The 25,288-nt window shown below is 52.5% G+C and carries 25 protein-coding genes; 13 read left to right on the top strand and 12 right to left on the bottom strand.

The window, feature by feature from the left end; all coding sequences use genetic code 11:
* Positions 1-97: 97 nt before the first annotated feature.
* From I9W95_RS10925 to I9W95_RS18520, 7 genes are all read right to left on the bottom strand, one after another.
* On the bottom strand, positions 98-1,705 hold the full coding sequence (locus I9W95_RS10925; RefSeq protein ID WP_225674773.1) for a methyl-accepting chemotaxis protein: 1,608 nt from the start codon (positions 1,703-1,705) through the stop codon (positions 98-100).
* Between the two features lie 143 nt (positions 1,706-1,848).
* The gene (cysG, locus tag I9W95_RS10920) at positions 1,849-3,216 is read right to left on the bottom strand and encodes a siroheme synthase CysG (protein ID WP_225674771.1); all 1,368 of its coding nucleotides are present in this window, start codon (positions 3,214-3,216) and stop codon (positions 1,849-1,851) included.
* A complete protein-coding gene (gene serS / locus I9W95_RS10915) occupies positions 3,213-4,496 on the bottom strand; it encodes a serine--tRNA ligase (protein WP_225674769.1) in 1,284 nt (427 codons plus the stop codon). The genes cysG and serS overlap by 4 nt, the downstream gene beginning before the upstream one ends.
* 7 nt (positions 4,497-4,503) lie before the next feature.
* Positions 4,504-4,878 (bottom strand): fluoride efflux transporter CrcB, encoded by a 375-nt coding sequence (gene crcB, locus I9W95_RS10910; protein WP_225674767.1) that lies wholly within the window; start codon positions 4,876-4,878, stop codon positions 4,504-4,506.
* Positions 4,875-6,191, bottom strand: coding sequence for a replication-associated recombination protein A (locus I9W95_RS10905; RefSeq protein WP_225674765.1), 1,317 nt, complete (start codon positions 6,189-6,191; stop codon positions 4,875-4,877). Before I9W95_RS10905 ends, crcB begins: the two co-directional genes overlap by 4 nt.
* The gene (lolA, locus tag I9W95_RS10900; RefSeq protein WP_225674763.1) at positions 6,181-6,822 is read right to left on the bottom strand and encodes an outer membrane lipoprotein chaperone LolA; all 642 of its coding nucleotides are present in this window, start codon (positions 6,820-6,822) and stop codon (positions 6,181-6,183) included. Before lolA ends, I9W95_RS10905 begins: the two co-directional genes overlap by 11 nt.
* A gap of 12 nt (positions 6,823-6,834) precedes the next feature.
* Positions 6,835-9,516, bottom strand: a complete 2,682-nt coding sequence (locus tag I9W95_RS18520; RefSeq protein WP_318653609.1) for a DNA translocase FtsK — start codon at positions 9,514-9,516, stop codon at positions 6,835-6,837.
* A gap of 52 nt (positions 9,517-9,568) precedes the next feature.
* On the opposite strand from I9W95_RS18520, the gene aat reads away from it, so the two are divergent.
* The 3 genes from aat (at position 9,569) to infA (ending at position 11,261) form a co-directional block, all read left to right on the top strand.
* Entirely contained in the window at positions 9,569-10,264 is a 696-nt protein-coding gene (aat, locus tag I9W95_RS10885) for a leucyl/phenylalanyl-tRNA--protein transferase (RefSeq protein WP_225674761.1), read from the top strand.
* The gene (locus tag I9W95_RS10880) at positions 10,261-10,965 is read left to right on the top strand and encodes an arginyltransferase (protein ID WP_225674759.1); all 705 of its coding nucleotides are present in this window, start codon (positions 10,261-10,263) and stop codon (positions 10,963-10,965) included. The genes aat and I9W95_RS10880 overlap by 4 nt, the downstream gene beginning before the upstream one ends.
* Before the next feature lie 77 nt (positions 10,966-11,042).
* Entirely contained in the window at positions 11,043-11,261 is a 219-nt protein-coding gene (infA, locus tag I9W95_RS10875) for a translation initiation factor IF-1 (RefSeq protein WP_225674757.1), read from the top strand.
* 33 nt (positions 11,262-11,294) lie between these two features.
* Here the strand turns inward: infA and clpA are convergent, their stop codons facing one another.
* Both clpA and clpS read right to left on the bottom strand, forming a co-directional pair.
* A complete protein-coding gene (clpA, locus tag I9W95_RS10870; protein WP_225674755.1) occupies positions 11,295-13,553 on the bottom strand; it encodes an ATP-dependent Clp protease ATP-binding subunit ClpA in 2,259 nt (752 codons plus the stop codon).
* 15 nt (positions 13,554-13,568) lie between these two features.
* Positions 13,569-13,928: an ATP-dependent Clp protease adapter ClpS gene (gene clpS, locus I9W95_RS10865; RefSeq protein WP_225674753.1), complete on the bottom strand. Its 360-nt coding sequence runs from the start codon at positions 13,926-13,928 to the stop codon at positions 13,569-13,571.
* Between the two features lie 192 nt (positions 13,929-14,120).
* On the opposite strand from clpS, the gene cspD reads away from it, so the two are divergent.
* Positions 14,121-14,378 carry a cold shock domain-containing protein CspD gene (gene cspD, locus I9W95_RS10860; protein ID WP_225674751.1) on the top strand — a complete coding sequence of 86 codons (258 nt, stop codon included), beginning with the start codon at positions 14,121-14,123 and terminating at the stop codon, positions 14,376-14,378.
* An 81-nt stretch (positions 14,379-14,459) separates the two neighbouring features.
* Here cspD and I9W95_RS10855 read toward each other — a convergent pair whose 3' ends face one another.
* Complete coding sequence (locus I9W95_RS10855; RefSeq protein ID WP_225674749.1) at positions 14,460-16,694, bottom strand: NADP-dependent isocitrate dehydrogenase; 2,235 nt, start codon at positions 16,692-16,694, stop codon at positions 14,460-14,462.
* 254 nt (positions 16,695-16,948) lie between these two features.
* On the opposite strand from I9W95_RS10855, the gene I9W95_RS10850 reads away from it, so the two are divergent.
* From I9W95_RS10850 to dusA, 5 genes are read left to right on the top strand one after another with little or no spacing between them, the layout of a single operon-like run.
* Entirely contained in the window at positions 16,949-17,584 is a 636-nt protein-coding gene (locus I9W95_RS10850; protein ID WP_225674747.1) for a pseudouridine synthase, read from the top strand.
* A gap of 60 nt (positions 17,585-17,644) precedes the next feature.
* Positions 17,645-18,094: an NUDIX hydrolase gene (locus I9W95_RS10845; RefSeq protein ID WP_225674745.1), complete on the top strand. Its 450-nt coding sequence runs from the start codon at positions 17,645-17,647 to the stop codon at positions 18,092-18,094.
* Positions 18,095-19,201: a tRNA 2-thiouridine(34) synthase MnmA gene (mnmA, locus tag I9W95_RS10840; protein ID WP_225674743.1), complete on the top strand. Its 1,107-nt coding sequence runs from the start codon at positions 18,095-18,097 to the stop codon at positions 19,199-19,201. It abuts the gene before it with no gap.
* Entirely contained in the window at positions 19,191-19,823 is a 633-nt protein-coding gene (hflD, locus tag I9W95_RS10835; protein ID WP_225674741.1) for a high frequency lysogenization protein HflD, read from the top strand. Before mnmA ends, hflD begins: the two co-directional genes overlap by 11 nt.
* Before the next feature lies 1 nt (position 19,824).
* Entirely contained in the window at positions 19,825-20,820 is a 996-nt protein-coding gene (gene dusA, locus I9W95_RS10830; protein WP_225674739.1) for a tRNA dihydrouridine(20/20a) synthase DusA, read from the top strand.
* On the opposite strand, the gene I9W95_RS10825 is transcribed toward dusA, so the two are convergent.
* Positions 20,802-21,116, bottom strand: coding sequence for a rhodanese-like domain-containing protein (locus tag I9W95_RS10825; protein WP_225674737.1), 315 nt, complete (start codon positions 21,114-21,116; stop codon positions 20,802-20,804). The genes dusA and I9W95_RS10825 overlap by 19 nt on opposite strands.
* Positions 21,117-21,281: 165 nt before the next feature.
* On the opposite strand from I9W95_RS10825, the gene tal reads away from it, so the two are divergent.
* The 3 genes from tal to I9W95_RS10810 are packed head-to-tail and all read left to right on the top strand — an operon-like array spanning position 21,282 to position 23,538.
* On the top strand, positions 21,282-22,244 hold the full coding sequence (gene tal / locus I9W95_RS10820) for a transaldolase (protein ID WP_263866179.1): 963 nt from the start codon (positions 21,282-21,284) through the stop codon (positions 22,242-22,244).
* Positions 22,241-22,684 (top strand): tellurite resistance TerB family protein, encoded by a 444-nt coding sequence (locus I9W95_RS10815; RefSeq protein WP_225674735.1) that lies wholly within the window; start codon positions 22,241-22,243, stop codon positions 22,682-22,684. The genes tal and I9W95_RS10815 overlap by 4 nt, the downstream gene beginning before the upstream one ends.
* A complete protein-coding gene (locus tag I9W95_RS10810; RefSeq protein ID WP_225674733.1) occupies positions 22,681-23,538 on the top strand; it encodes a DNA replication terminus site-binding protein in 858 nt (285 codons plus the stop codon). The genes I9W95_RS10815 and I9W95_RS10810 overlap by 4 nt, the downstream gene beginning before the upstream one ends.
* 64 nt (positions 23,539-23,602) lie before the next feature.
* On the opposite strand, the gene thrH is transcribed toward I9W95_RS10810, so the two are convergent.
* A complete protein-coding gene (thrH, locus tag I9W95_RS10805; RefSeq protein ID WP_225674731.1) occupies positions 23,603-24,220 on the bottom strand; it encodes a bifunctional phosphoserine phosphatase/homoserine phosphotransferase ThrH in 618 nt (205 codons plus the stop codon).
* 171 nt (positions 24,221-24,391) lie between these two features.
* Between thrH and I9W95_RS10800 the strand changes: the two genes are divergently transcribed.
* Complete coding sequence (locus tag I9W95_RS10800; RefSeq protein WP_263866180.1) at positions 24,392-25,168, top strand: phosphoadenylyl-sulfate reductase; 777 nt, start codon at positions 24,392-24,394, stop codon at positions 25,166-25,168.
* Positions 25,169-25,288 lie beyond the last annotated feature (120 nt).

The following is a 25,288-nucleotide window of genomic DNA, read 5'->3' as shown; positions in this document are numbered from 1 at the left end:
TTCCCCTGGGAGGCAGCAGGCATTGCGGATTTAAAAGTCGTTTATAGAAAACCGATATCTTTAAAACTGTGGGACAGCAGTGCCTTAGGCGCTTTTTTTATACTTTGAACTGCCCGGCTACGCTGCGTAGCGTTGCCGCTATGTCCGATAGCGAACGACTGGCCGCCTCAACTTTATGCATACTCGACATCGCTGCCGCGGATGTATCTTTGATACCCATAACGTTTTCTTTAATGGAGTGTGCGGCCTGCTCCTGACGATCCGTTGCCGCAGCAATCTGAGAGTTCATTGCAGTGATCGACTCAACTTTCTCGGTAATCGCCTGCAGACTTTCATCGGTTTTAGCGGCCTGACTAACACTGGTACTGGCGCGCTCTTTGCTCTCACTCATAACCTCTACGGCTGATCGTGCGGCGGACTGCAGCTGCTCGATCACAGCCTGAATTTCCTGAGTGGAATCCTGCGTACGGGATGCCAGTGTGCGCACCTCATCAGCCACAACTGCAAAGCCACGGCCCTGCTCACCGGCTCGTGCAGCCTCAATCGCCGCATTCAGCGCCAGCAGATTGGTTTGCTCCGCAATACCTTTAATGACATCCAGAATACTGCCGACATTGGCAGTATCCGCTTCCAGCTTGCGAATAACTTCACTGGCGCGCTCAACCTCACCAGCCAGGCCGTTAATGCTCTCTACGGTTTCATTTACAATACGGCGGCCTTCTTTCGCTGCGCGATCCGCTTCTTTTGCAGCATCTGCTGCGGAACCAGCATTAGTAGAAACTTCCTGAACGCTGGCAACCATATCATCGACAACAAGCGAAACCTCTTCCGTTGCACGAGTCTGCTGTTCAGTAATCTGCGAGGTCTGTGATGTCAGATTACCAAGATCCGAAGACACAGACGTTAACGGTCTGGTCGTGCTTACCACCTCTCCGATGCTTTTATGCAGCTTATCGACAAACTGGTTAAACCAGTCAACGACTTCACCAATTTCATCATGAGACGATTTCTGAATACGGCGGGTCAGGTCGCCCTCACCGCTGGCGATATCCTTAAGGGAGTTCAGCAAACTGGCCACCGCCAGGTTGATACTACGACTGGTAGACCAGGCAACAACCACCAGAATAAACAGCGTGACGGCGGTTACCAGCAATCCTATCGACAGAGCCTGAGTAGCGGCCTCATGAGACACACTAACGATGTCATTAAACGCACCGACGCCGTCGTCACTGTATTGCTGAAAGCTGCTACGAGCTTTACTGAGCGCTGAATTCATCGAATCGATTAAAGATGGATCAAGATTACCCTCAATCATGCCCACCGACAGTTTTTTAGCGACGGTAAAGTAGTTTTCGAATGAAGTTCGACCACTGGCTACCTCATCGGCACGTTCTGGCCAGAGTGATGCCAATCTATCCAGCCCGCTGAGAATCTCCTTACGGATTTTCTCGGCTGAATTTACAAAATCCATTTCTCCCGTGCTCACGGCCGTTGAGAACAGCTCCTCAATGCGGGCCAATCGAACAATATTGGCTTTCGATTCTTCCACCACGGGGAAAAAGGTTTTCTGAATGGTTTCCAGGCGGGCAGAGTTCGCTGTATTCATGTTGGTACTGACAACAATACTGACTAGAAAACCAACGATGGCTACTGCAGCCAAAGAGAGAATCTTGACCTTAATGCTCAACGAATTCAGCAGACTCATGACTTATCCCAAATGTGACACTTACTGAAATAAGCATAGTGCATATTTGTAGATGTGCAGGCGGCCATATAAATTTTTGGCACATATGGAAAACATGTCGCAAGAGGCAGGTGCAGTAACGCCATACCTCTTAAAAGTTCAGCTCAGCGCCACTGAAGCTTTTCGTGCAACGCCACAACCGAGCCAACGATCGTCAGCGTCGGTGCAGAGATTTCATGCGAGGAAACGTACTCCGGCATGGTCGTCAGTGTTCGGATATGAACCTTCTGATCCGGTAACGTTCCTTTTTCTACCAGCGCAATGGGGGTATCTGCGGGCATGCCGGCAGCGATCAGCTCACTGCAGATGAGCGGAATTCCGGTCAGCCCCATATAGATGACAAGCGTCTGCGACGGATGAATCAGTTCATGCCACGGCAGGTCGCAACTACCATCCTTCAGATGTCCGGTGACAAAACGCACACTCTGCGCATGATCACGGTGCGTCAGCGGAATACCCGCGTAGGAGGCGCAACCACTGGCGGCTGTAATGCCGGGCACAATCTGAAACGGTATCCCCTGCTCTGCCAGTTTCTCGATCTCTTCACCACCACGACCAAAAATAAAAGGGTCACCGCCTTTTAGCCGCAGGACACGCTTTCCGGCTTTGGCAGCATCAACTAACAACTGGTTAATGCCTTCCTGTGGCACGGCATGGTCACTCTTACGCTTGCCAACGTAGAAACGCTCAGCTTTGCTGTCGATCAGATCAAGAATGACCGGATTTACCAGAGCGTCATAGAAAACGATATCGGCACTCTGAATTAACCTCAGGGCACGAAAGGTGAGTAAATCAGGATCACCAGGACCAGCACCAACCAGCCAGACTTCTCCCTGAGAGTGCTCACCACTCAGACAGCGCTCTGTTTCCTGATCCGCTATATCCTGCTTGCGCGCAAGCAGCATTTCCGGGGCGCGGCTGTGTACCCAACGACGCCAGAACGGTGCCCGTTCATTTTCCGGCAATACCTTCTTTACACGCTCACGTAGCTTTTCGGCATAGGACGCCAGAGAAGCCATATCTGATGGCAGAAAGGCCTCCAGACGCTGACGAACCATGCGCGTTAACGCCGGGGATGCCCCTGAGGTAGAAACGCTGACCAGCAAAGGGGACCGATCAATAACCGCGGGAAATGAGAAATCGTTATCCTGCGTCTGATCCGCCCGGCACACGAGACAACCCAGTGCACGTGCATGCGAAGCAAGTGCACCGTTAAACGACGAGTCAGCCGTAGCAATAACGACCATTGAGGCACGGTCAAAAGGTTCGTCTGCCGTTGCCGGACGAAGCTGAAGCTGCACGCTACCAGCATCTGCCAGCCTCTGAATATCAGTGTGAATCTCGGGAGAGATAACCGAAACCGATGCTCCGGCTTTCACCAGTGTGGCTACTTTACGGGCAGCTACCTGGCCGCCCCCGATGATAACGAAGGGACGGACATCCCCACGCAAAACCAGGGGCAGTGTCATCATGGGCGAATGATCTCCGCACCACGCATATAAGGCCGCAGAGCTTCAGGAACGACGATGCTGCCATCCTCCTGCTGGTAGTTTTCCAGCACGGCAACCATCGTACGACCTACCGCCAGACCGGAACCGTTCAGAGTATGCAGCAGTTCCGGCTTGCCGGTTTCAGGGTTACGCCAGCGAGCTTGCATACGACGCGCCTGATAGTCAGCAAAGGTACTGCAGGAAGAAATTTCACGGTATTTCTGCTGGCCCGGCAGCCACACTTCGAGGTCATAGGTTTTCGCCGCAGAAAAGCCCAGGTCACCGCCACAAAGAATCACTTTACGATACGGCAGGCCCAGCTTCTGCAGGATTGCTTCAGCGTGGCCAGTCAGTTCTTCCAGCGCAGACATTGAGTCTTCTGCGCGCACAAACTGAACCAACTCGACCTTATCGAACTGGTGCTGACGGATCATGCCACGGGTGTCACGACCGTAGCTGCCCGCTTCACTACGGAAACACGGTGTGTGTGCAACTTTCTTGATTGGCAGTTCGGCATCAATCACGTTGTCACGCAGCAGGTTGGTAACCGGCACTTCTGCTGTTGGAATCAGATAGAAATCTTTTTCACCCTGAGCGGACGGGATCTTAAACAGATCTTCCTCAAACTTAGGCAGCTGACCGGTACCTTCGAGGGCCTGACGATTGACCAGATACGGAACGTAGGTTTCGGTGTAGCCATGCTCTTCGGTATGAGTGTCCAGCATGAACTGCGCCAGCGCACGATGCAGACGAGCCATCGGGCCACTCATCGCAACGAAACGGGAACCGGCAACCAGAGCGCCATCGTCAAAACTCAAACCCAGCGGCTCACCCAGATCAACGTGATCTTTTGCCTCGAAACTGAATTGCGTTGGCTCACCCCAGGTCAGGACTTCAACGTTGTCGTCTTCATCCTTACCAAATGGCACTTCGGAATCAGGTACATTCGGTATGCTCATCAGCAGATCACGAAGCGAAAGTTCAGCTTCTTTTGCTGCCTGTTCTGCTTCTGTGATATCTGAGTCGATACTACCCATCACCTGCGCTTTAGCATCTTCAGGTGACATACCCTGGCCAATAAGCTGACCAATCTGCTTTGAGGCCTTCTTCTTTTCGGCCTGCAGGGCCTGGGCTTTGGTCAGCGCAGCTTTGCGCTGTTCGTCGAGTTGAGAAAACTCTTCGTCGTTAAATACAAAGCCTTTTTTACCCAGCGCGGATTTAACCTGCTGCAGATTTTCACGAATAAACTTAACGTCAAGCATTGTTCTTTTATACCAAGGATTTTGATAACCACATACCTGCTACCGTTGCCAGCAGGCAGCCTGTCAGACTGAAGCCAACGTAACTGGCAAATGCCAGCCAACGTTCCTGTTGCAGCATCGCAACACTCTCCAGTGAGAAGGTCGAAAACGTTGTGAATGCACCCAGAAAACCCACCATAGCCAGTTGCTTATGATGGTCACCGCCCCACTGGTGCTCTACCAGCCAGACATAGGCCATTCCAATGGCGAAGGAGCCTAGCAGGTTCACACTTAAGGTGCCATAGGGGAAAGGCTTATCCATCCAGCGGAATATGCCGGTCGCTACCACGTAGCGAGCTATTGCTCCCAATGCACCGCCGAGACCAATCCACAGATAGCTCATTCTTTGTTCTCCGGATAACGCTGAACCGGCGATTGCTGATTCAGTCCACGCAGATATTCAAGTTTCTGCGCGATTTTACTTTCCAGCCCGCGATTCACCGGATGATAGAAACGTTCATTGCTGATCGCTTCCGGCAAATAGTTTTCTCCGGCAGCAAAGGCCTCCGGTTCGTCATGGGCATACCGATACTCTGCGCCGTAATCCAGATCTTTCATTAAACGGGTTGGCGCATTGCGCAGATGTAACGGTACTTCATGACTGGGCTGAGAAGCGACCAGTGCACGCACAGCATTGAACGCTTTGTAGACTGCATTACTCTTGGGAGCACAGGCCAGGTATACCACTGCATGGGCAATAGCCAGTTCGCCTTCGGGTGAACCCAGTCGCTCCTGCACATCCCAGGCATTTACACATAAGGTCAATGCTCTCGGATCGGCATTGCCAATGTCTTCGCTGGCCATACGCACCACCCGTCTTGCGATGTACAGCGGATCACAACCACCATCCAGCATACGCGCCAGCCAATACAAAGCGCCATCCGGGTCGGAGCCTCGCACGGATTTGTGCAGCGCAGAAATCTGGTCGTAAAACGCTTCACCGCCTTTATCAAAGCGTCGGGTACGGTCCCCCAACAGTTCAGAAACGGTGGAACGCGACAGTGCGCCTTCCGTTACCAACTGCAATGCCATTTCCAGAATATTCAGGGAGCGCCTGGCATCGCCGTCGGCTGCGGCAGCAATCAGTTGCAGCGCATCCTCATCAGCGCCAGCGCCTTCCCGCGAGCAGGCCTGTTGCAGAATGGTGACCAGTTGAGCTTCCCCAAGGCTTTTTAATACATATACCTGAGCCCGCGACAACAAAGCGTTGTTCAGCTCGAAGGAAGGGTTCTCTGTTGTTGCACCGATAAAAATGAAGGTACCGTCTTCGACATAGGGCAGAAAAGCATCCTGCTGACTCTTATTAAAACGATGGACTTCATCAATAAACAAAATGGTCTTGCGGCCAGCAGCGTGCTGATACTGAGCACGAGCCACCGCCTCACGAATCTCCTTCACTCCCGACATTACAGCAGACACAGCTAAAAACTCTGCATCAACGTAGTGAGCAATAAGGCGTGCCAGCGTGGTTTTGCCTACTCCCGGCGGCCCCCAGAGGATCAGCGAATGCAACTGCCCTGCATCGAGTGCCCGGCGCAAAGGCGTGCCTGCACCTACAACATGTTCCTGCCCAACGTATTGATCGAGTGTCGCTGGCCGCATTTTTGAGGCCAGGGGCTCGTAGACTTTTTGCTGCGAGAAAAGATCAGCGGCCATGGCGCCCGTCAATTACGTCAACACCTTCTGGTACATCAAAAACAAAGGCCTGCGAATCAATGTCGTGATTAATCCTTGCGTTCGAAAACGCGATTTCTGTAATCTGACCAGCAGCATCAAAGATCATCATGCGCGAGATCTGCTTGCCCCGATAGTGAAATTCAAGAGACTCAAACAGCTGGCTGGGATCTTTCGGCACCAGCTGAAAAACGTGATCGCTGCTGGTTTTTTCTTCGTCTATCAGAAAGCTCTTCTCTACATCGGTTGCTTCGCCGGTCAACAGCAGTGCCGGTGTTTCCTGAACACGCTGATCCATATCGCGTAACGTCACCTGTTCCAGGTCCATGTCGTAGATCCAGACCATTTCACCATCAGACACTACCAACTGCTCAAATGGCTCATTTGTGCTCCAGCGCATCTTGCCGGGCTTAGCGACCACCAGTCGGCCAGTCATTTGCTGCAGCACGCGTCCCATCCCGTCGCGCGTTGTCTGTTCAAAGTCAGCTTCCATAGTCTGCAGCGATTTCACCTTGTTCATAAAATCCGCCAGGGCAGCATCGTTTGCCACCACAGAACCAGAAAACAAGCCGACTGTCAGGGTCAGCAACAGGGTCTGTAAATATTTAGCCAACAGTTTTTCCTCTTAATAGTCCGGCGGAGCGCCGGCAAGAACTTCGCGTGATCCGTTGTGGGCCGGCGGCGATACAACACCGGAGGCCTCCATGGTTTCAACCAGGCGTGCTGCCCGGTTGTAGCCAATGCGTAATTTTCGCTGCACCGATGAGATAGAACATTTGCCCGTTTCGGTTACAAACGCCACAGCCTGATCATACAGATCATCTTTTTCATCACCGCCTTCCAGTGCCGGGCCGGCACCTTCTTCCCCGTGACTGGTAATTTCTTCAATATACTGAGGCTCGCCACGTTTCTTCCACTCAGCAACAACACGGTGAACTTCGTCATCGTCGACAAAAGCACCATGTACACGTTCCGGCAGTGCATTACCCGGCGGCATATACAGCATGTCACCATGGCCAAGCAGCTGCTCTGCTCCGCCCTGGTCCAGAATGGTACGCGAGTCAATTTTCGACGACACCTGGAAAGCAATACGTGTCGGTACGTTGGCCTTGATCAGGCCAGTAATAACATCCACCGACGGACGCTGAGTCGCCAGTACCATGTGAATACCGGCAGCACGCGCCTTCTGCGCAATGCGGGCGATCAGCTCTTCGACCTTTTTACCCACCATCATCATCATGTCTGCAAATTCATCGATGACGATGACAATGTAAGGCAGAGGCTCCAGCAAAGGCGGTGTAGTGTCGTAGGACTTATCAATCTGCCATAGCGGATCGGCAATAGGCTGCCCGGCATCAATCGCGTCTTTCACTTTCTTGTTATAACCAGCGATATTACGCACGCCCATGGCTGCCATCAGCATGTAACGGCGTTCCATTTCAGCCACCGACCAGCGGAGACCGTTCGCAGCCTCTTTCATGTCTGTAATAACCGGCGTAAGCAGATGTGGAATCCCTTCATACACCGACAATTCAAGCATTTTAGGGTCAACCAGAATCAGTCGCAGATCATCCGGCGTCGACTTGAAGAGCAGGCTGATCAGCATAGCGTTAACACCAACCGACTTACCGGAGCCGGTCGTACCCGCTACCAGCAGGTGCGGCATTTTCGCCAGATCGGTGATGATCGGATTGCCACCGATATCATGCCCCAGCGCCAGCGTCAGCGGAGATTTGGACTTATCGAACTCTTCCGAAGAAAGCACCTCTGACAGCGAAACCACTGCCCGGTTTTCATTCGGCACTTCAATCCCCATGACAGACTTGCCAGGAATAACCTCAACAACCCGAACGCTGACCATCGCCATAGAGCGCGCCAGATCCCGCGCCAGATTCGAAATTTTACTGGCTTTTACTCCGGGAGCAGGCTGAATCTCAAAACGGGTAATAACCGGTCCTGGCGCTACAGCCGTCACTTCAATTTTCACACCGAAGTCAGCCAGCTTCTGCACCAGCAGCTTCGACATCTCCTGTAAGCGCTCGGGTGAAAAGCCACCCTGATGATCTGTCCTTGGTGGGTCGAGTAATGCAATAGACGGCAAAGGCTCGTCAGCGTTGAATAGCTTGCCCTGTAAATCCCGCTGAGCACGCTCACTGGTGCGGGACTCTTTTTTCTCCAACGGCTGAATTGGAATCACAGGCTCAGCGTCCGTGTCATCTTCCCACGGTGGCGTATCTTCTTTGGCGAAGAGCGATGACGCAGCCTCAGGCTCTTTCCTTGACGGCTTCCGTTGAGAAGGCGCTTCAGCGACAACAGACGCTGACTTAACGGCCGGTTGCGCTACCTCTTCCGGATCATTAAACGGAGCAGCTACATCAACCACATCTCTCGCATCATCATGTGCGGTAAGCGTCGGAATATTTTCTACCGCGTTGAAATCATCAGCAGCGGGGGTTGAGTCCCACTCTGGCATCAGGATATCGTCCGCCAGATCAGGCTCACTGAGCCGCTCTTTGCCTGGCGCTGCAACTTTGGCTTTTTTACCAAACAGACTGAAACGAGCTTTCTCCTTTCTGCCAGTACCGACACCTTCGACTGTTAGCGGAGGTTCTTCTGATGTATCAGAAATGTCCTCATCTGAGTCAGCCTCTCGGCGAGGTTCTGCCATTTTGTCTGCAAGACGCTGCGCCTGCAGTTTGCCCAGCATCCAGCCACCCAGCGCATCAAAGAAAGCAAGCCACGAAAATTCGAGAAACAGCATCATCCCGATCGCCAGAGCGCCAGTGAGGAGCACAGCAGAACCAACAAACGAGAACAGCGGCAACATACCCGCCACCAGGCTTCTACCAAGGATACCGCCCGCACCAACCGGCAGGTCAGCACCATGCCAGATACTCATTTCAGCCAGGGCACATAAACTGGTTACAGACAGAGTGATACCGAGTAAGCGCAGTACCCATACCCGCCCGGAATTAGGTGTTGTCCGGCGAAATAATTGTCCAAGCTTAGCCATAACCAGCAGCGGCAATGCAAAGGCCAGATAGCCGAAGCCGTGAAAAAGTATGTCAGCGACAACAGCACCGACCTTACCAACCGCATTAGTGGGCCTGCCTTCGCCAGCGATTGACCAGGCCATGTCAGATCCGGAATAGGAAAACAATGCCAGAAGCAACAGAACACTGGCCAGCGTCAGCAGTACAAAAATGGCGTCATGACGGCGCGACCAACGCAGCGGAGAAACCCCTGAGGCTTCGTCAGGCGACGCTAGTTCTGGCTGGGAGTCCATTTCAGACGTATGCTTTGGCAAAGTAGCTTCCTATCACATTGATTTTCAGGGCAAAGTCTACCACGGGTTTTACATGATTGACTGGCTAGATGAAACATCGTTCCCCACCTTTCCACCGACCAGTGCCGCCCTGCAGGATCCCAATGGGCTATTGGCTGCTGGCGGACTGGTATCGCCTTTATGGCTTGACCAGGCCTATCAGCGCGGGATCTTTCCCTGGAATGATCCCGCGGAAGTCAGACTGTGGTGGTCTCCCGCACCACGGGCGATCATAGAACCATCAACATTCCGTATCGCTCGTTCTGTCGGAAAGGCGCTGCGACGGCAAGATTACCGCATAACCGTGAATCAGGCATTTGAGCGCGTCATGGCCAACTGCGCGCGCCCACGAGACTACGAGTCCGGCACCTGGATCAGTGATGAAATGATCGATGGCTATACTCGTCTGCATGAGGCTGGCCGTGCACTGAGTTTCGAGTACTGGAGCTTAGAAGGGCAACTGCAAGGCGGGCTCTACGGCCTGATCCGGGGGCGTGCCTTTTTTGGTGAATCGATGTTTTCCCTGACCAGTAACGCTTCCAAAATCGCCTTCGCCTATGCTGCCCAGGCTTTATTTCGTGCGGGCATTACGCTGATTGACTGCCAGATGAAAACGGATCATCTGGCACGTTTCGGACTGACTGAGGTGGCTCGCACAGACTATGAAGCCAAACTGCACAAGGCTACCCACTCCGCCTGCCAGATCGAGCTACCCGGAGTTCTGGCATGAATAAGATCCTGCTGTTTCAACCGCCTGAAACCCACGACTGCAGCTATCTGCCAGATCAGCAGGCCCGTTCACTGTACGCTGACCCGCGGGTAGAACTTGATGAAGAAACACTGACACTGCTAAGTCTGAATGGCTTTCGTCGCAGTGGGCGGCTGGTGTACAGGCCTAACTGCCCTGACTGTAATGCCTGCATAGCAGTGCGCCTGCGGGTGCGCGAACTTCAGCTGAAGCGCAGTCATAAGCGGAACATTAAGCGTAATGCAGATCTGACATTGGAGATTGGACTGCCGATAGTTAGCGATGAAATCTACAGCATGTATGAACGCTACATTTCACAGCGTCATGCCGACGGTGATATGTTCCCACCCTCCATCCAGCAATTTACCGACTTTCTCGGTAGCGACTTCGGTACCACTCGCTACCTGATAGCACGCAAAGGCGATCAGCTCATCGCATGCATGGTGTTTGACCTGCTTGGCGACGGCTTATCATCTGTCTATTGCTTTTATGAACCCGACGAAGAGCCCCGCTCTCCCGGCACTTACCTCATCATCCGCCTGAGCCAGATCGCCAGTGCCCTCAACCTTCCCTATAACTACCTCGGTTATTACGTAAGAGGCTGCAGAAAAATGGAATACAAGCTCCATTTTTCCCCAATGGAGCAGCTCTGTGAGGGCCGGTGGCAGCTACTTTCACCTTAATGGCCGCATGGCTTTGCTTATTCCGGTAATTTAAGGCAGAATGCGCCCGCGTTGTACAAGCTCTAAACAGGTGACGAATGGCAAAAGATGATGTTATTGAAATGGAAGGCGAAGTAATTGACACCCTTCCCAATACAATGTTCCGGGTACAGCTGGAAAATGGTCACGTTGTGACTGCTCATATCTCAGGCAAAATGCGTAAAAACTACATCCGCATTCTGACTGGCGATAAAGTAAAGGTAGAACTGACTCCTTACGACCTGAGCAAAGGCCGCATTACCTACCGGGCACGTTAATGCCAAGTCACCCCGAAGGGTGCCAGCCTGTAATCAGGCCGGCACTTCTTCAGGGACAGACATAACCAGCTCATCACCTTCTGCAGTGATATCCACTTCCCCGCCCTGAGAAAGCTCTCCGAACAGGATTTTTTCAGCCAGAGGCTTCTTGATTTTATCCTGAACCAGTCGTCCCATAGGACGAGCACCCATTTTTTCGTCATAGCCATGCTCTGCAAGCCACTGACGTGCAGCAGGATCCACATTAAGCAGCACGCGTTTGTCGTCCAGCTGTCCCTGAAGTTCTGACAGGAACTTATCGACCACGTGCAGAATAGTTTCACGACCTAATGGCGCAAACTGGATCACGCTATCAATACGGTTACGGAATTCCGGCGTGAATGTTCTCTTCAGCGCCTCAGATCCATCCGTACTGTGGTCCTGATGAGTAAAACCGATACTTGGGCGACTCATCTGCTCCGCACCGGCATTCGTCGTCATGATCAGAATGACATTACGAAAATCGGTTTTGCGTCCATTGTTGTCAGTCAGCGTACCGTGATCCATAACCTGCAGCAGGATATTGAACACTTCGGGGTGCGCCTTCTCGATTTCATCCAACAACAGAACACAATGCGGATTCTTATTGATGGCTTCGGTCAGCAAACCACCCTGATCGTAACCAACATAACCTGGTGGTGCACCAATCAGTCTGGAGACCGTATGGCGCTCCATGTACTCCGACATGTCGAAGCGCACAAGCTCCATTCCCATCACTGATGCCAATTGACGTGAAACTTCCGTTTTACCAACACCAGTCGGTCCAGCAAACAGGAACGAGCCGATTGGTTTCTGCGGCGACGTCAGGCCAGCACGAGACATTTTGATTGCTGTCGAAAGTGAGTCGATCGCTTCATTCTGACCAAACACAACCATCTGCAGCTTATCTTCCAATTTGAACAGTAGTTCTTTATCGGATGCAGAAACTGTCTTCGGAGGAATACGAGCGATATTGGCAATCACCTGTTCAACCTCGGTTACACCAATGACTTTCTTGCGCTTGTTAACGGGCTGCAGGTGCTGCAAAGCGCCCACTTCGTCAATAACATCGATAGCCTTATCAGGTAAGTTGCGATCGGTAATGTAACGCTCCGAGAGCTCTGCCGCCGCACGCAACGCTTTGTCGGTGTAGCGCAGGCCATGATGATCTTCAAAACGGCTTTTCAGGCCCTTAAGAATCTTATAGGTGTCTTCGACGGACGGCTGCGCCACATCGATTTTCTGGAATCGACGCGTCAGAGCACTGTCTTTTTCAAAAATGCCCCGGAACTCGGTAAAGGTTGTGGAGCCGATGCATCGGATTTCTCCGGAACTCAGCAACGGTTTCAACAGATTGCTGGCATCCATCACACCACCAGACGCTGCGCCAGCACCGATAATGGTATGAATCTCATCAATAAAAAGAATGCCATGCGGCTGTTTCTTCAGTTCAGCCAGCAACGCCTTGAAGCGTTTTTCAAAGTCACCGCGGTACTTGGTACCGGCCAGCAACGCACCCATATCCAGGCTGTAAACGACGGCGTCCTGAATAACTTCAGGAACATCCTGATCGACAATGCGTTTGGCCAGACCTTCTACGATGGCTGTTTTGCCAACGCCAGAGTCACCAACGAGAAGTGGATTGTTCTTGCGCCGGCGCGCCAGCGTCTGCACCAGACGGCTGACTTCGTAGTCTCGCCCGATCAGAGGATCAATCTTGCCGTCACGAGCCATTCTGTTCAGGTTAGTGGCATAGCCTTCCAGGGCACTCTTACTGCTGGATTCGCCCTCTTCCTCGGCGTGATCAGCCATGTGATCAGACGATTCCTCAGGTCCTGCAACCTTGGATATGCCGTGAGAGATGTAATTCACCACATCAATACGAGCAATATTCTGCTGTTTCAGGAAATAAACCGCCTGGCTTTCCTGTTCAGAAAAGATAGCCACCAGAACATTCGCTCCGGTCACTTCCGATTTTCCCGATGACTGCACGTGAAATACCGCACGTTGCAGTACGCGCTGGAATCCAAGCGTAGGCTGTGTCTCCCGCTCACCATCGTGCTCCGGAATCAGTGGCGTCGTTGAATCAACGAACTCCATCAATTCCTTCCTTAGCTTCAGGATGTCAGCGCCGCAGGCTTCCAGCACTGAAGATGCTGCTTCGTTATCAAGCAGCGCAAGGAGCAGGTGTTCTACCGTCATAAACTCGTGACGTTTAGAACGCGCAGCCTTGAATGCCTCATTCAGGGTTTGCTCCAGTTCTCGGTTCAGCATAGTGCCTCCTCAAGCTCAGTCTTCAACAGGAGAAATCTCACACATCAACGGATGCTGTGACTCTCGCGCATACTGGTTCACTACCGCGGCCTTGGTTTCTGCAACATCACGTGTGTAGATGGCACAGACAGCACTGCCTTTAGTGTGAACCGTTAACATAATCTGCGTGGCCTCTTCCGGAGATTTATTAAAAAATCTCTGCAGAACATCAACCACAAATTCCATGGGGGTATAGTCGTCATTCATCATAATGACGCTGTACATAGGGGGCTTTTTTAATTGCGGTTTGGATGTTTCTACCGCTAAGCCACCGTCCCCTTCGTAAAATGGATCACCTGACTGTAAGTTTAGTTGAGATTGAGAGATCTGATGCATAACTCGGTTAATTCAATACATTTTCATCAAATCATAACCTCAGGCATCAGGAACCTCTAGCGAGTTCCCCATACTCGCTAAACTTTTGGCGTATAAGCCCAGACTTGACGCTGCCTGGAGCCGGGCGTAGTGTAAATATCAGCCAATTCAAGGCATTCCCCAAAGCAATGTCCGGTATTAAGGGAGGCGGCAATGAAAACAGGGAAAGTAAAGTGGTTTAACAATGCAAAGGGCTACGGCTTCATTCTGGCAGATGACAGTAATGAAGATCTGTTTGCTCACTACTCAACGATAGAGATGGACGGTTATCGCACACTGAAAGCCGGTCAACGGGTCCAGTTCGAAACGAAACCCAGCGACAAAGGAACTCACGCCATCAATATTCGCGCCATTGATGCCAATCCTGACGGAGAAGTTGCCCCCAGCGGAGCTGAAACCGAACAGGCCTGAGGCAAGGACCACCGACCTACCATAAGCCGTCCTTCGGACATAAAAAAAGCCGCAAAAGCGGCTTTTTTTATGTCACAACAATCAGCAACTGTGATTGTCAATCGCCTCGTTAAAGGTCGCACTCGGACGCATCACCGCAGCCGCTTTCTGCGGTACCGGACGGTAGTAACCACCGATATCGACCTTATCACCCTGTACTGCACCCAGTTCTTCAACGATGGTGGTACGGTTCTCAGACAGCTTGTTATACAGACGTGCAAAGCATACTTTCAGATCTGTATCGCGATTCTGCTCAGCCATTGCCTGCGCCCAATAGAGCGCGAGATAGAAGTGACTGCCACGGTTGTCGATTTCACCTTCTTTGCGGGACGGCGACTTGTTGTGGTCAAGAATCTTGCCCACTGCGGAATCCAGCGTATCTGCCAGAATCTGAGCACGATTGTTGTTTGTGGTCTGCGCCAGGTGTTCAAGCGATGCGGCCAGTGCCATAAATTCGCCAAGCGAATCCCAGCGCAGATGGTTTTCCTTCAGCAGCTGATGAACATGCTTAGGAGCAGAGCCGCCAGCGCCGGTCTCAAACAAACCACCACCACCCATCAGGGGAACGATCGATAACATTTTGGCACTGGTTCCCAGCTCCAGAATCGGGAACAGGTCGGTCAGGTAGTCACGCAATACGTTACCAGTAACAGAGATGGTGTCCTTACCCGCTTTCAGCCGCAGCAAAGTCGCACGAGTCGCATCAACCGGCGGCATAATACTGATATCCAGACCAGTGGTATCGTGGTCTTTCAGGTATGTCTCAACTTTGGCAATCAGCTGAGCGTCGTGCGCACGATTCTTATCCAGCCAGAAGATCGCAGGAGTCGCGGTCAGGCGCGCACGATTAACAGCCAGCTTAACCCAATCCTGAATTGGAGCGTCTTTGGCCTGACACATGCGCCAGATATCGCCTTTCGCTACGTCATGCTCAAGCAGTGCCTGACCATGGGCATCGACAACACGAACCTTACCAGACGATGCAATTTCGAATGTCTTGTCGTGTGAGCCGTATTCTTCTGCCTTCTGAGCCATCAGGCCTACGTTTGGCACCGTACCCATAGTGCGAGGATCGAATGCACCATTTTCTTTACAGAAGTTAATGGTTTCCTGATAAACGCCGGCATAACAACGATCCGGGATCAGAGCTTTTGTGTCATGCAGCTTGCCATCCGAACCCCACATCTGACCGGACGAACGAATCATCGCCGGCATGGACGCATCAACGATCACGTCGTTAGGTACATTGAGGTTAGTAATGCCTTTATCGGAATCAACCATCGCCAGCTCAGGGCCGTTGTCATAACAAGCCTTGATATCAGCTTCGATAGCAACACGCTCTGCTTCTGGCAGCGTCTGAATCTTCGCCAGTACATCACCAAAGCCGTTGTTTTCATCAACACCCAGCTTAGCGAAGGTCTCTGCGTGCTTGGCAAACAAGTCTTTAAAGAACACGGTTACCGCATGCCCAAAGATTACCGGATCGGACACCTTCATCATGGTCGCTTTCAGATGGAGCGACAGCAGAACACCCTCTTCCTTAGCTTTAGCAATTTCGGTTTCGTAGAAATCACGGAGCGCCGCACAACTCATCACAGAAGCATCAATTACTTCGCCGGTACGCAGGGAAGTTTTTTCTTTGAGTACAGATACTGAGCCGTCTTCAGCAACGAATTCAATACGAACATCTGTATCTTCATGAACAGTGACGGACTTTTCGCTTCCGTAAAAATCCCCGTCATCCATATGGGCAACGTGGGTTTTGGAATCTTTCACCCATTCACCCATGCTATGAGGGTGCTTGCGAGCAAATTCTTTTACTGAGCCAGGTGCACGACGGTCGGAGTTACCCTCACGCAATACAGGGTTAACCGCGCTACCTTTCACTTTGTCGTAACGCGTCTGGATGTCTTTCTCTTTTTCGTCTTTAGGCTCTGTCGGGTAATCAGGGACGTTGAAACCTTTTTCCTGAAGCTCTTTAATGGCCGCCTGCATCTGTGGAATAGACGCACTGATGTTTGGTAGCTTAATGATGTTCGCTTCCGGACGCAGAGCCAGCTGACCCAGTTCAGCCAGATCATCGGCGATGCGTTGTTCTTCTGTCAGATATTCAGGGAAGGTCGCCAGGATACGGCCAGACAGAGAAATATCGCGGGTTTCTACGGCGATACCAGCCGGTTGCGCGAACGCTCTGATGATCGGTAGCAGAGAGTATGTGGCCAGCGCTGGCGCTTCATCGGTCTCTGTATAGATGATCTTAGGGGTATCAGTAGACATTCTAACTCCTGTGATTAGGCTGGTTGCTGTTTCGCTGAGGTGGCTGGGGACTGGCTTTTGGCCAATACTGCCCGCTGAATCGACCTCGGTTTCCGTACTTTTGCAGGCTCTTAACCCACAAAAGACTAGCGCAAGGGCCGGATTGTTGCCGGCGGCTCGATGAGCCCGGAGCCGCTAATTTGTAGTTTTTCTACAAAAAATGCAAGCTAGACGAAAGAATAAGTAGTTTTGTTACAGAACCTTAATAAAGCAACATGGCCACTCTGATCCTTCTGAATAAGCCCTTCAATGTCCTGTCCCAGTTTAGTGATTCTGAGGGACGCTGCACGCTGAAGGCCTGTATTGACCTACCCGGTGTCTACCCTGCCGGCCGCCTCGACTACGACTCGGAGGGACTGCTGCTGCTGACAGACAGTGGTCCCCTGCAGGCGCGCATAGCGGACCCGAAGCACAAAATGGAGAAGACCTACTGGGTTCAGGTTGAAGGCGCACCCGCTGAGAATGATCTGGAGGCGCTTCGCCGCGGGGTCACACTCAAGGACGGTCCGACGCGTCCTGCCCGTGTCAGTATCATCAACGAACCTGACATCTGGCCACGCAACCCTCCGATCCGCTTCCGTCAGAACGACGTTACTACCTGGCTGGAAATCCGCATCAGCGAAGGCCGCAACCGCCAGGTGCGCAGAATGACCGCACACATAGGCTTTCCAACACTGCGCCTTATCCGCTCCCAGATCGGGCCGTGGAAGCTCAACTCGCTGCAACCCGGTGAGCACCGGGTTGAAACGATACACATGGCTGAGCCCACCCAGTCGCAAAAAAAGCGCCGTCAGACATCTGCCGGCAAGCAACGCAAAGCGACGGGAAAGGCTGTTCCAGGGCGACGTTGAATTTGAGCCGAATGACCTCATTCAGGTAGAATCGCGGGCCAAATTGACGCAGGTAATCCCATGACAGAGCGCTGGACACCCCACGCCACCGTAGCCACCATCATCGAGAAGGACGGCCGTTTCCTGATGGTTGAAGAACTGGCGCTCGGACAGCAGGTACTCAACCAGCCTGCCGGACATATAGAACAAGGGGAAACTGTCATCGCTGCTGCCGTCCGCGAAACACTGGAGGAAACCGGCTGGCATGTTGAGCCCGAGGGACTGGTAGGCCTCTATACCTACACTGCCCCCGCCAACCAGGTGACCTATCACCGCTACTGCCTGTTTGGCAAAGCACTGAGCTATGATGATCAGGCTCCGCTGGACGACGGTATTATCGGCCCTCGCTGGATGACGTTTGAAGAGCTGCGCAACAGCGACAAACTCCGCAGCCCGATGGTTCTGACCTGCATCGAAGACTATCTGCAGGGGAAACGCTTTCCTCTGTCCGTAATTATTGAGCATCCCTGAATGACCAAACGCCCAGAAGAGACAAAAGTAATCGTCGGTATGTCCGGCGGTGTTGACTCATCCGTATCTGCCTATCTGCTGATGCAGCAGGGTTATCAGGTAGAAGGCCTGTTCATGAAGAACTGGGACGAAGACGACGGCACCGAGTACTGCACCGCCAAAGAAGATCTGGCTGATGCCCAGCAGGTTTGCGATAAGCTCGGCATTCACCTGCACCAGGCTAACTTTGCTGCCGAATACTGGGATAACGTGTTCGAGTACTTCCTGGCTGAGTATAAGGCCGGCCGCACCCCGAATCCGGATATTCTGTGCAACCGTGAAATCAAGTTTAAGGCCTTCCTCGACTACGCCCGCGTGCTGGGGGCTGATCTTATTGCCACTGGTCACTACGTGCGCCGCAAGGGTCAGGACAGTGAAACCTGGCTGATGAAAGGCCTGGACGACAACAAAGACCAGAGCTACTTCCTGCATGCCGTCGGAGGCAGCGAAATTGCCATGACCTTATTCCCGGTCGGTGAACTGGAAAAACCGGAAGTGCGCCGTATCGCCGAAGAACAAGGTCTGGTGACTGCCAGCAAGAAGGACTCAACAGGTATCTGTTTTATTGGTGAGCGCCGCTTCAAAGATTTCCTGAAACAGTACCTGCCTGCACAACCGGGTCGCATTGAAACCGACGAAGGTGTCGACATCGGCGAACATCAGGGGCTTATGTACCACACCCTCGGTCAGCGCCAGGGCCTCGGCATTGGTGGCCTGTCAGGTTTTAGCGAAGACCCATGGTTTGTCGCTGGTAAAGACCTTGAGCGCAACGTACTGATCGCCGTACAGGGCAAGAATCATCCGCTGTTATTCAAAGACTGGCTGACCACCGATCAGGTGTTCTGGGTTAACGACGAACCAGAGCTGCCATTGCGCTGTAAAGCAAAAGTGCGTTATCGCCAGAGCGATCAGGACTGCGTTATCGAAGCTCATGGCAACGGCTACCGGGTGGTTTTTGATGAACCACAACGCGCCATTACGCCAGGGCAATCCGTCGTGTTCTATGTTGCTGACCGCTGCCTGGGAGGCGGTGTTATTGAACAAACAGGTAACCACGATGACGCGTAATCAGGAACAAACCATTGCCCTGGCCGCTGTTGTACAGGCAGCGACTCTGGTCGAGCAACTGGCGCGTACCGGTGATGCTTCACCTGATGCCTGTGAACCGCTGTTGAAGTCACTGTTCGTTCAGTCACCAGACTGCTTCACCGACATTTACGGTCATCCACGGAATAACCTCAGCGTCGGCCTTAACCACCTTGGCTCCATTCTAGGAAAAGAGGCACGCGGTATCAGCCCGGATGTCACCCGCTACACACTGAGCCTGTTACATCTGGAACGTAAGCTGGCTGCCAAGCCAGCTATGCTCGACAGTATTGGCCAGGGCATTAAAAACGCATCGCGTCAGGCCGAGCACTTTTCCATTACCCATGAAAATACTGTTGCGGCACTGGCAGATCTGTACAAGAGCACGCTCAGCAACCTGAGTTTTCGCATCCACGTAACTGGTAACCCTAGCCACCTGCAGAACAGCCATACCGCCAACCGTGTGCGTGCCCTGCTGCTGGCAGGTATTCGCGCGGCGATCCTGTGGCGTCAGGTAGGAGGCAAACGATGGCATTTACTGGTCAATCGCGGTCGCTATCAAAAGGCCTGTAACGAACTTCTGAACAGCACCCCGGAAGCCTGATATGACCAGCATCAACCGCCGTTTCACCACCGCACCGATGATGGACTGGTCGGACAGACACTGCCGCTATTTCTGGCGTCAGCTTACCCGTGAGGCTGTGCTCTACACCGAAATGGTGACGACCGGTGCACTGATTCACGGCAATCGCGAAGGCTTTTTACGCTACGACGAGCTGGAACACCCGATTGCCCTGCAGCTCGGAGGCAGTGATCCGGCAGCACTGGCCGAATGCGCGCGCTTTGCTGAGCAATGGAAATATGATGAAGTAAATCTGAATGTTGGCTGCCCGAGTGATCGTGTGCAGAACAATATGATTGGTGCCTGCCTGATGGCACACCCTAAGCTGGTGGCCGATTGTATGAAGGCCATGCAGGACGCGACCAGTATTGATGTCACTATCAAGCACCGGATCGGCATCGATGATCTGGACAGCTATGATCGCCTGCAAAGCTTTGTCGGCACCGTAGCCGAGACTGGCTGCAAGGCCTTCATTATTCACGCCCGCAAGGCCATTCTTCAGGGCTTATCACCGAAAGAAAACCGTGAAATTCCACCACTGATCTACGATACCGTGTATCGCATCAAACAGGACTTTCCGGAGCTTGAGGTGATTATTAACGGTGGCATCAAGACCCATGATGAAGTTGCCGAGCACCTGAATCATGTCGATGGCGTTATGCTGGGCCGTGAGGCCTACCAGAACCCATCCGTTCTGATGGATGTCGACCAGCGCTATTACGAAGCAGATGCCGGTGAAACCGACAAGAAAGCACTGGTGCGTGGTATGTATCCCTATATCGAAGCGCAACTCATTGAAGGCGCCACCCTGCACCATATTACCCGTCACATGCTCGGCCTGTTCAATGGCCAGCCAGGAGCGCGACTGTTCCGTCGCCATCTGAGCGAGCAAGCCCCGAGACGAGGCTCAGGGCTGGACGTTCTGGAGCAAGCCCTGGAGCTTGTCCGCGAAGCAGAGCCTCAGTCAGCTGCTGAATAATTCAGCGCATCAGTCAGGCCACCGATGTTTTTAACCCGGCTATAGCCTGACTGCTGCAGGTCACTCTGAGCTGCGCCTGCACGGCGTCCGGAGCGGCAATAGAGATTGATCTCAGCATCCTTGGCCAACTGCAGCTTTTCAACACCGGCAACAATCTCCGTATGCGGAATATTGATCGCCCCTTCCTTATGCCCGGACTGAAACTCAGCGGCCGAACGAACGTCGATCCAGACAATGTCCGCGGCCATTGCCACAGTCGTGAACATCCACAGGGCAATCGTGTATAGTACTTTCATAACACCTCACAAGTGCTTGTTTGAATTGAGTTTATTGGACACTGCCAATCTTTATAACCAGAGAGTTATATCAAACACTGATCTGCAGAGAAAGCCTCAATGTCACACAGGCGCAAAATGCCCGGCTCACACTGAGCGGTATAAAACAGTATAAGCGGAATCATCATGAGCAAACTGGACGCACTGAAAGCAATGACCGTTGTGGTCGCAGATACCGGCGATATCGAAGCAATTCGTCAGCACAAACCACAGGATGCCACCACCAATCCATCACTGATTCTGAAAGCAGCTGAACTGCCGGCTTATCAGTCACTGATTGATGACGCCCTGAACTGGGCAAAGGCACAGGACAGCACTGACGACGTGATTGCCTTAGCAGTAGATAAAACAGCGGTCGCCATTGGCACTGAAATCCTCAAACTGGTACCCGGTCTGGTATCCACAGAAGTGGATGCACGACTGTCATATGATACCGAGGCAACTATTGCCAAAGCGCATCGCCTGATTGAGCTGTATGAACAGGCCGGCATCGGCAAAGACCGCATACTGATCAAAATCGCATCGACCTGGGAAGGCATCAAAGCAGCGGAACAGCTAGAGAAAGAAGGTATCAGTTGCAACCTGACACTGTTGTTCAACTTCACTCAGGCTGTCGCTTGCGCCGAAGCTGGTGTCACCCTTATTTCGCCATTCGTTGGCCGCATTCTGGATTGGTACAAAGCTAATCAGCCTGATACGGACTTCTCCGGCGCGAACGATCCTGGCGTTGTTTCCGTCAGTGAGATCTACAACCATTACAAAGCTCACGGTTACAAAACCGTCGTTATGGGTGCCAGCTTCCGAAATACTGGTGAAATCGAATGTCTGGCAGGATGCGATAAGTTGACCATCAGCCCGGACCTGCTGGCGCAACTAAGTGACAGTAACGACGAATTGCCGCAGGTGCTGAACGCAGCCAATGCTGTTTCGAACCAACCAAAATTTTCAGTGTCTGAGGCTGAATTCCGCTGGGCACTGAACGAGGATGCGATGGCCACCGAAAAACTGTCTGATGGCATCCGTCGTTTTGCTCAGGATCAGGTAAAGCTGGAAAGCCTGCTGCGTAATCGCCTGGAGCAACTGAATTGATTGATCGTTTTCTGTCTCTGTTTCGTGAACCGGTCACTGAACGGCCGGCCCATGATATCGGGCTCGCCTGCGCCGCCCTGCTCACGGAGATTATGAAGGCTGACCATCAGCTGCAGACTGAGGAAGAAGAAGCACTGAAGCGCGTTCTGCAGTCGCTGCTCAGTGTTACTACCGAAGAGAGTAACGAGTTGCTGAAGCGCGCCGGTGACCAGTCAGCCAACGATCTGTTTCAGTTCACCCGCGTTATAAACGACGGTTTTTCGGAAAGCGACAAGTACCGACTGATCTATGGTCTGTGGCAGGTTGCCTACAGCGATGCTTATCTCGATAAATACGAAGAGCATATGGTGCGCCGTATCGCCGAACTGATATACGTCCCCCACTCGCAGTTTATCCGAGCCCGCAATCAGGCCCGTGACGGGCAACCCTGCCAGCTATGATTACCGACCTGACGGAACAGTTCGACGCCTTAATGCAGTCACTTCGCGATCTGCGTACCTTGTTGCTGCAACACAAGCCACAACACTGGCTGGCACTGACCGATGCCGAAAAAGGCAGCGCAGCCAGCTCACTTAACATTCTCTGTGATCTGCTTACGGATGTCTGGTACCGCGATGGACAGGATGGTCGCGAAACTCGCAGTCGCCACGGACTGGTGATGATCAATAATCAGATCAGCGAGCAGATTAAGCTTTGTAATGTGCGTAAGGACGCCTTTCGTGCCGTAGTACAGAAAACCCAGAAAGCATTGGAAACCAGCCAGTTCAATGAGCACCTGGGCGCTCTGGGAACAAGACACTCCGCACTGCGTGAATCACTGCACTTCAGCGGTTTAAGTCGCCTGCATCTGAAGCAATGTTACCGGCATATCCCGGTACTGGAAGCCGCTCCGCTGAAGGTGGGTTTCAGCTGGTATACCAACGGCCGCAGCATCCGCCGCCTGTCCGTGGATGAAGCCGAGCAGAAGCTGCTGGCGCTGGGTGAGGACAAAGCTCACATTCAGATCCAGCTTAACAAGCTGCACACCCTGCCGGCGACTCAGGCCATTGCTCAGGTGCAGACACTGGCACCCGTGGTGCGTGCCAACCTGGTCTATCCGGACAGCCACAGTCGTAAACGTCAGGCAATGAATGTTGCTCTGCCGCTGATGATTCCTGGCGAACAGCTACCGGAATTCAATCAGATTGCCACAGAGCCACCGCAAGAGCGCACCCGCCAGCGACGTTCTGACCAGAGAGTGTCAGATGAAGCCTTCCTGCCATCCATTCGCGTACACCTGTATCACGCAGACTGATATACCCTGGTGAACAGACACAAAAAAGGCCGCATACGCGGCCTTCCTGGTAAACGCTCAGAGCTTACAGGCTCAGATCACGATTACTGGCTTTAATGAATTCCTTTTTCAGGTCTTCATAGGTATGAACGGCCGGGAACTGCGGGAACTCATCAATCACGTTCTGCGGTGCGTGGAACAGGATACCTGCATCCGCTTCCGCCAGCATGGTAGTGTCGTTGTAGGAATCACCGGCCGCGATGGTACGGTAGTAGATAGTCTGCAGAGCACGGATAGACTGACGCTTAGGGTCAGCCTGACGCAGCTTGTAATCAACAACGCGGCCAGATTCATCTGTAATCAGGCGGTGGCAGAATAGCGTCGGGAAACCCAGCTGGCGCATAAGCGGCTGAGAGAATTCATAGAAGGTATCGGACAGGATGATGACCTGGAAACGCTCACGCAGCCAGTTAACGAACTCTACGGCACCGTCCAGTGGCTTCAGGGTGGCAATCACTTCCTGAATGTCCTGAATTTTCAGATTGTGTTCATCAAGAATACGCAGGCGCTGCTTCATCAGTACGTCGTAATCCGGAATATCACGGGTAGTAGCTTTCAGCTCTTCAATTCCGGTTTTGTTGGCAAACTCGATCCAGATTTCCGGAACCAGAACACCTTCAAGGTCAAGACACGCGATTTCCATGAATACTCCGTATGGGCTTGTTCATATCTGTAAGGCGCGTACTCTAGCCAGTTGCTGCGCCTAAGACAACATGGCCAGCGGGTAATTTTGGTGTTTCCGAATAACAATATGACGTTTTATTATTATTTGAGCTAAGAACCCCGTGATAACCTGTCCGGCAAACATAAAACACTGCCAAACCATTGCCATTGGCAGGTATGCAACCGAGCAAATACGATGACTGACCAATCCGATTTTTCCGCTCTGAATGAAGAGTACGCCAGCAAACGTCCAAAAGATCTGATTCGCTACGCCCTCGAACAACACGACGCCATCGCTGTCTCATTCAGCGGCGCCGAAGATGTCGTGCTGATTGATATGGCGGTCAAGATTAAGCCTGATGTCGATGTATTTACCCTGGACACCGGCCGCCTGCACCCGGAGACCTATGAGTTCATTGAGAAGGTGCGCAAACACTACGGAATCCGCATTGATGTGCGCACTCCCGAACAGGCGGCGCTGCAGAACTTCGTTAACGAGAAAGGTCTGTTCAGCTTCTACGAAGACGGCCACCAGGAATGCTGTGGCGTACGTAAGATTGCTCCGCTGCGTGGCAAGCTGGCAACTCTCGATGCGTGGATCACTGGCCAGCGCCGCGACCAGAGCCCGGGGACTCGTTCGGATGTTTCCCTGGTGGAACTGGATGGCGCCTTCCCGGGCCGTAATGGCAGCCTGGTGAAATACAACCCACTGGCTGGCTGGACTTCAGCTCAGGTATGGGAATACATCAAAGTATTTGATGTACCTTATAACAGCCTGCACGAAAAAGGCTTTATCAGCATTGGTTGTCAGCCATGCACGCGTCCTGTACTGCCAAATCAGCATGAACGAGAAGGCCGCTGGTGGTGGGAAGGCGCAGGACACAAAGAGTGTGGACTGCATGCCGGAAACATCATCGGCAAAAGCTGAACCCATAAAAAAAAGCCGCTTACGCGGCTTTTTTTTGGTTCATCGCGGGTTAGCGTGAAAAAGTAGGAGACGGCGGTAAAACCGGTTAGTTTTGAGTTCGCCAAAACAACAAAATTAGCC

It is taken from the genome of Thalassolituus marinus (assembly GCF_020320395.1).
GTDB lineage: Bacteria > Pseudomonadota > Gammaproteobacteria > Pseudomonadales > Oceanobacteraceae > Venatoribacter > Venatoribacter marinus.
This window is presented reverse-complemented; position numbering and strand designations above follow the sequence as displayed.

Bases quoted from the DNA above. Each gene is read 5' to 3' on its own strand.
- cysG (WP_225674771.1), bottom strand. From the start codon at position 3,216: ATGATGACACTGCCCCTGGTTTTGCGTGGGGATGTCCGTCCCTTCGTT.
- I9W95_RS10810 (WP_225674733.1), top strand. From the start codon at position 22,681: ATGATTACCGACCTGACGGAACAGTTCGACGCCTTAATGCAGTCACTT.
- I9W95_RS10855 (WP_225674749.1), bottom strand. From the start codon at position 16,694: ATGTCTACTGATACCCCTAAGATCATCTATACAGAGACCGATGAAGCG.
- I9W95_RS10850 (WP_225674747.1), top strand. From the start codon at position 16,949: ATGGCCACTCTGATCCTTCTGAATAAGCCCTTCAATGTCCTGTCCCAG.
- I9W95_RS10880 (WP_225674759.1), top strand. From the start codon at position 10,261: ATGAATAAGATCCTGCTGTTTCAACCGCCTGAAACCCACGACTGCAGC.
- aat (WP_225674761.1), top strand. From the start codon at position 9,569: ATGATTGACTGGCTAGATGAAACATCGTTCCCCACCTTTCCACCGACC.
- dusA (WP_225674739.1), top strand. From the start codon at position 19,825: ATGACCAGCATCAACCGCCGTTTCACCACCGCACCGATGATGGACTGG.
- I9W95_RS10825 (WP_225674737.1), bottom strand. From the start codon at position 21,116: ATGAAAGTACTATACACGATTGCCCTGTGGATGTTCACGACTGTGGCA.
- I9W95_RS10845 (WP_225674745.1), top strand. From the start codon at position 17,645: ATGACAGAGCGCTGGACACCCCACGCCACCGTAGCCACCATCATCGAG.
- clpS (WP_225674753.1), bottom strand. From the start codon at position 13,928: ATGCATCAGATCTCTCAATCTCAACTAAACTTACAGTCAGGTGATCCA.
- clpA (WP_225674755.1), bottom strand. From the start codon at position 13,553: ATGCTGAACCGAGAACTGGAGCAAACCCTGAATGAGGCATTCAAGGCT.
- thrH (WP_225674731.1), bottom strand. From the start codon at position 24,220: ATGGAAATCGCGTGTCTTGACCTTGAAGGTGTTCTGGTTCCGGAAATC.
- tal (WP_263866179.1), top strand. From the start codon at position 21,282: ATGAGCAAACTGGACGCACTGAAAGCAATGACCGTTGTGGTCGCAGAT.
- mnmA (WP_225674743.1), top strand. From the start codon at position 18,095: ATGACCAAACGCCCAGAAGAGACAAAAGTAATCGTCGGTATGTCCGGC.
- infA (WP_225674757.1), top strand. From the start codon at position 11,043: ATGGCAAAAGATGATGTTATTGAAATGGAAGGCGAAGTAATTGACACC.
- crcB (WP_225674767.1), bottom strand. From the start codon at position 4,878: ATGAGCTATCTGTGGATTGGTCTCGGCGGTGCATTGGGAGCAATAGCT.
- I9W95_RS10905 (WP_225674765.1), bottom strand. From the start codon at position 6,191: ATGGCCGCTGATCTTTTCTCGCAGCAAAAAGTCTACGAGCCCCTGGCC.
- serS (WP_225674769.1), bottom strand. From the start codon at position 4,496: ATGCTTGACGTTAAGTTTATTCGTGAAAATCTGCAGCAGGTTAAATCC.
- hflD (WP_225674741.1), top strand. From the start codon at position 19,191: ATGACGCGTAATCAGGAACAAACCATTGCCCTGGCCGCTGTTGTACAG.
- cspD (WP_225674751.1), top strand. From the start codon at position 14,121: ATGAAAACAGGGAAAGTAAAGTGGTTTAACAATGCAAAGGGCTACGGC.
- I9W95_RS10925 (WP_225674773.1), bottom strand. From the start codon at position 1,705: ATGAGTCTGCTGAATTCGTTGAGCATTAAGGTCAAGATTCTCTCTTTG.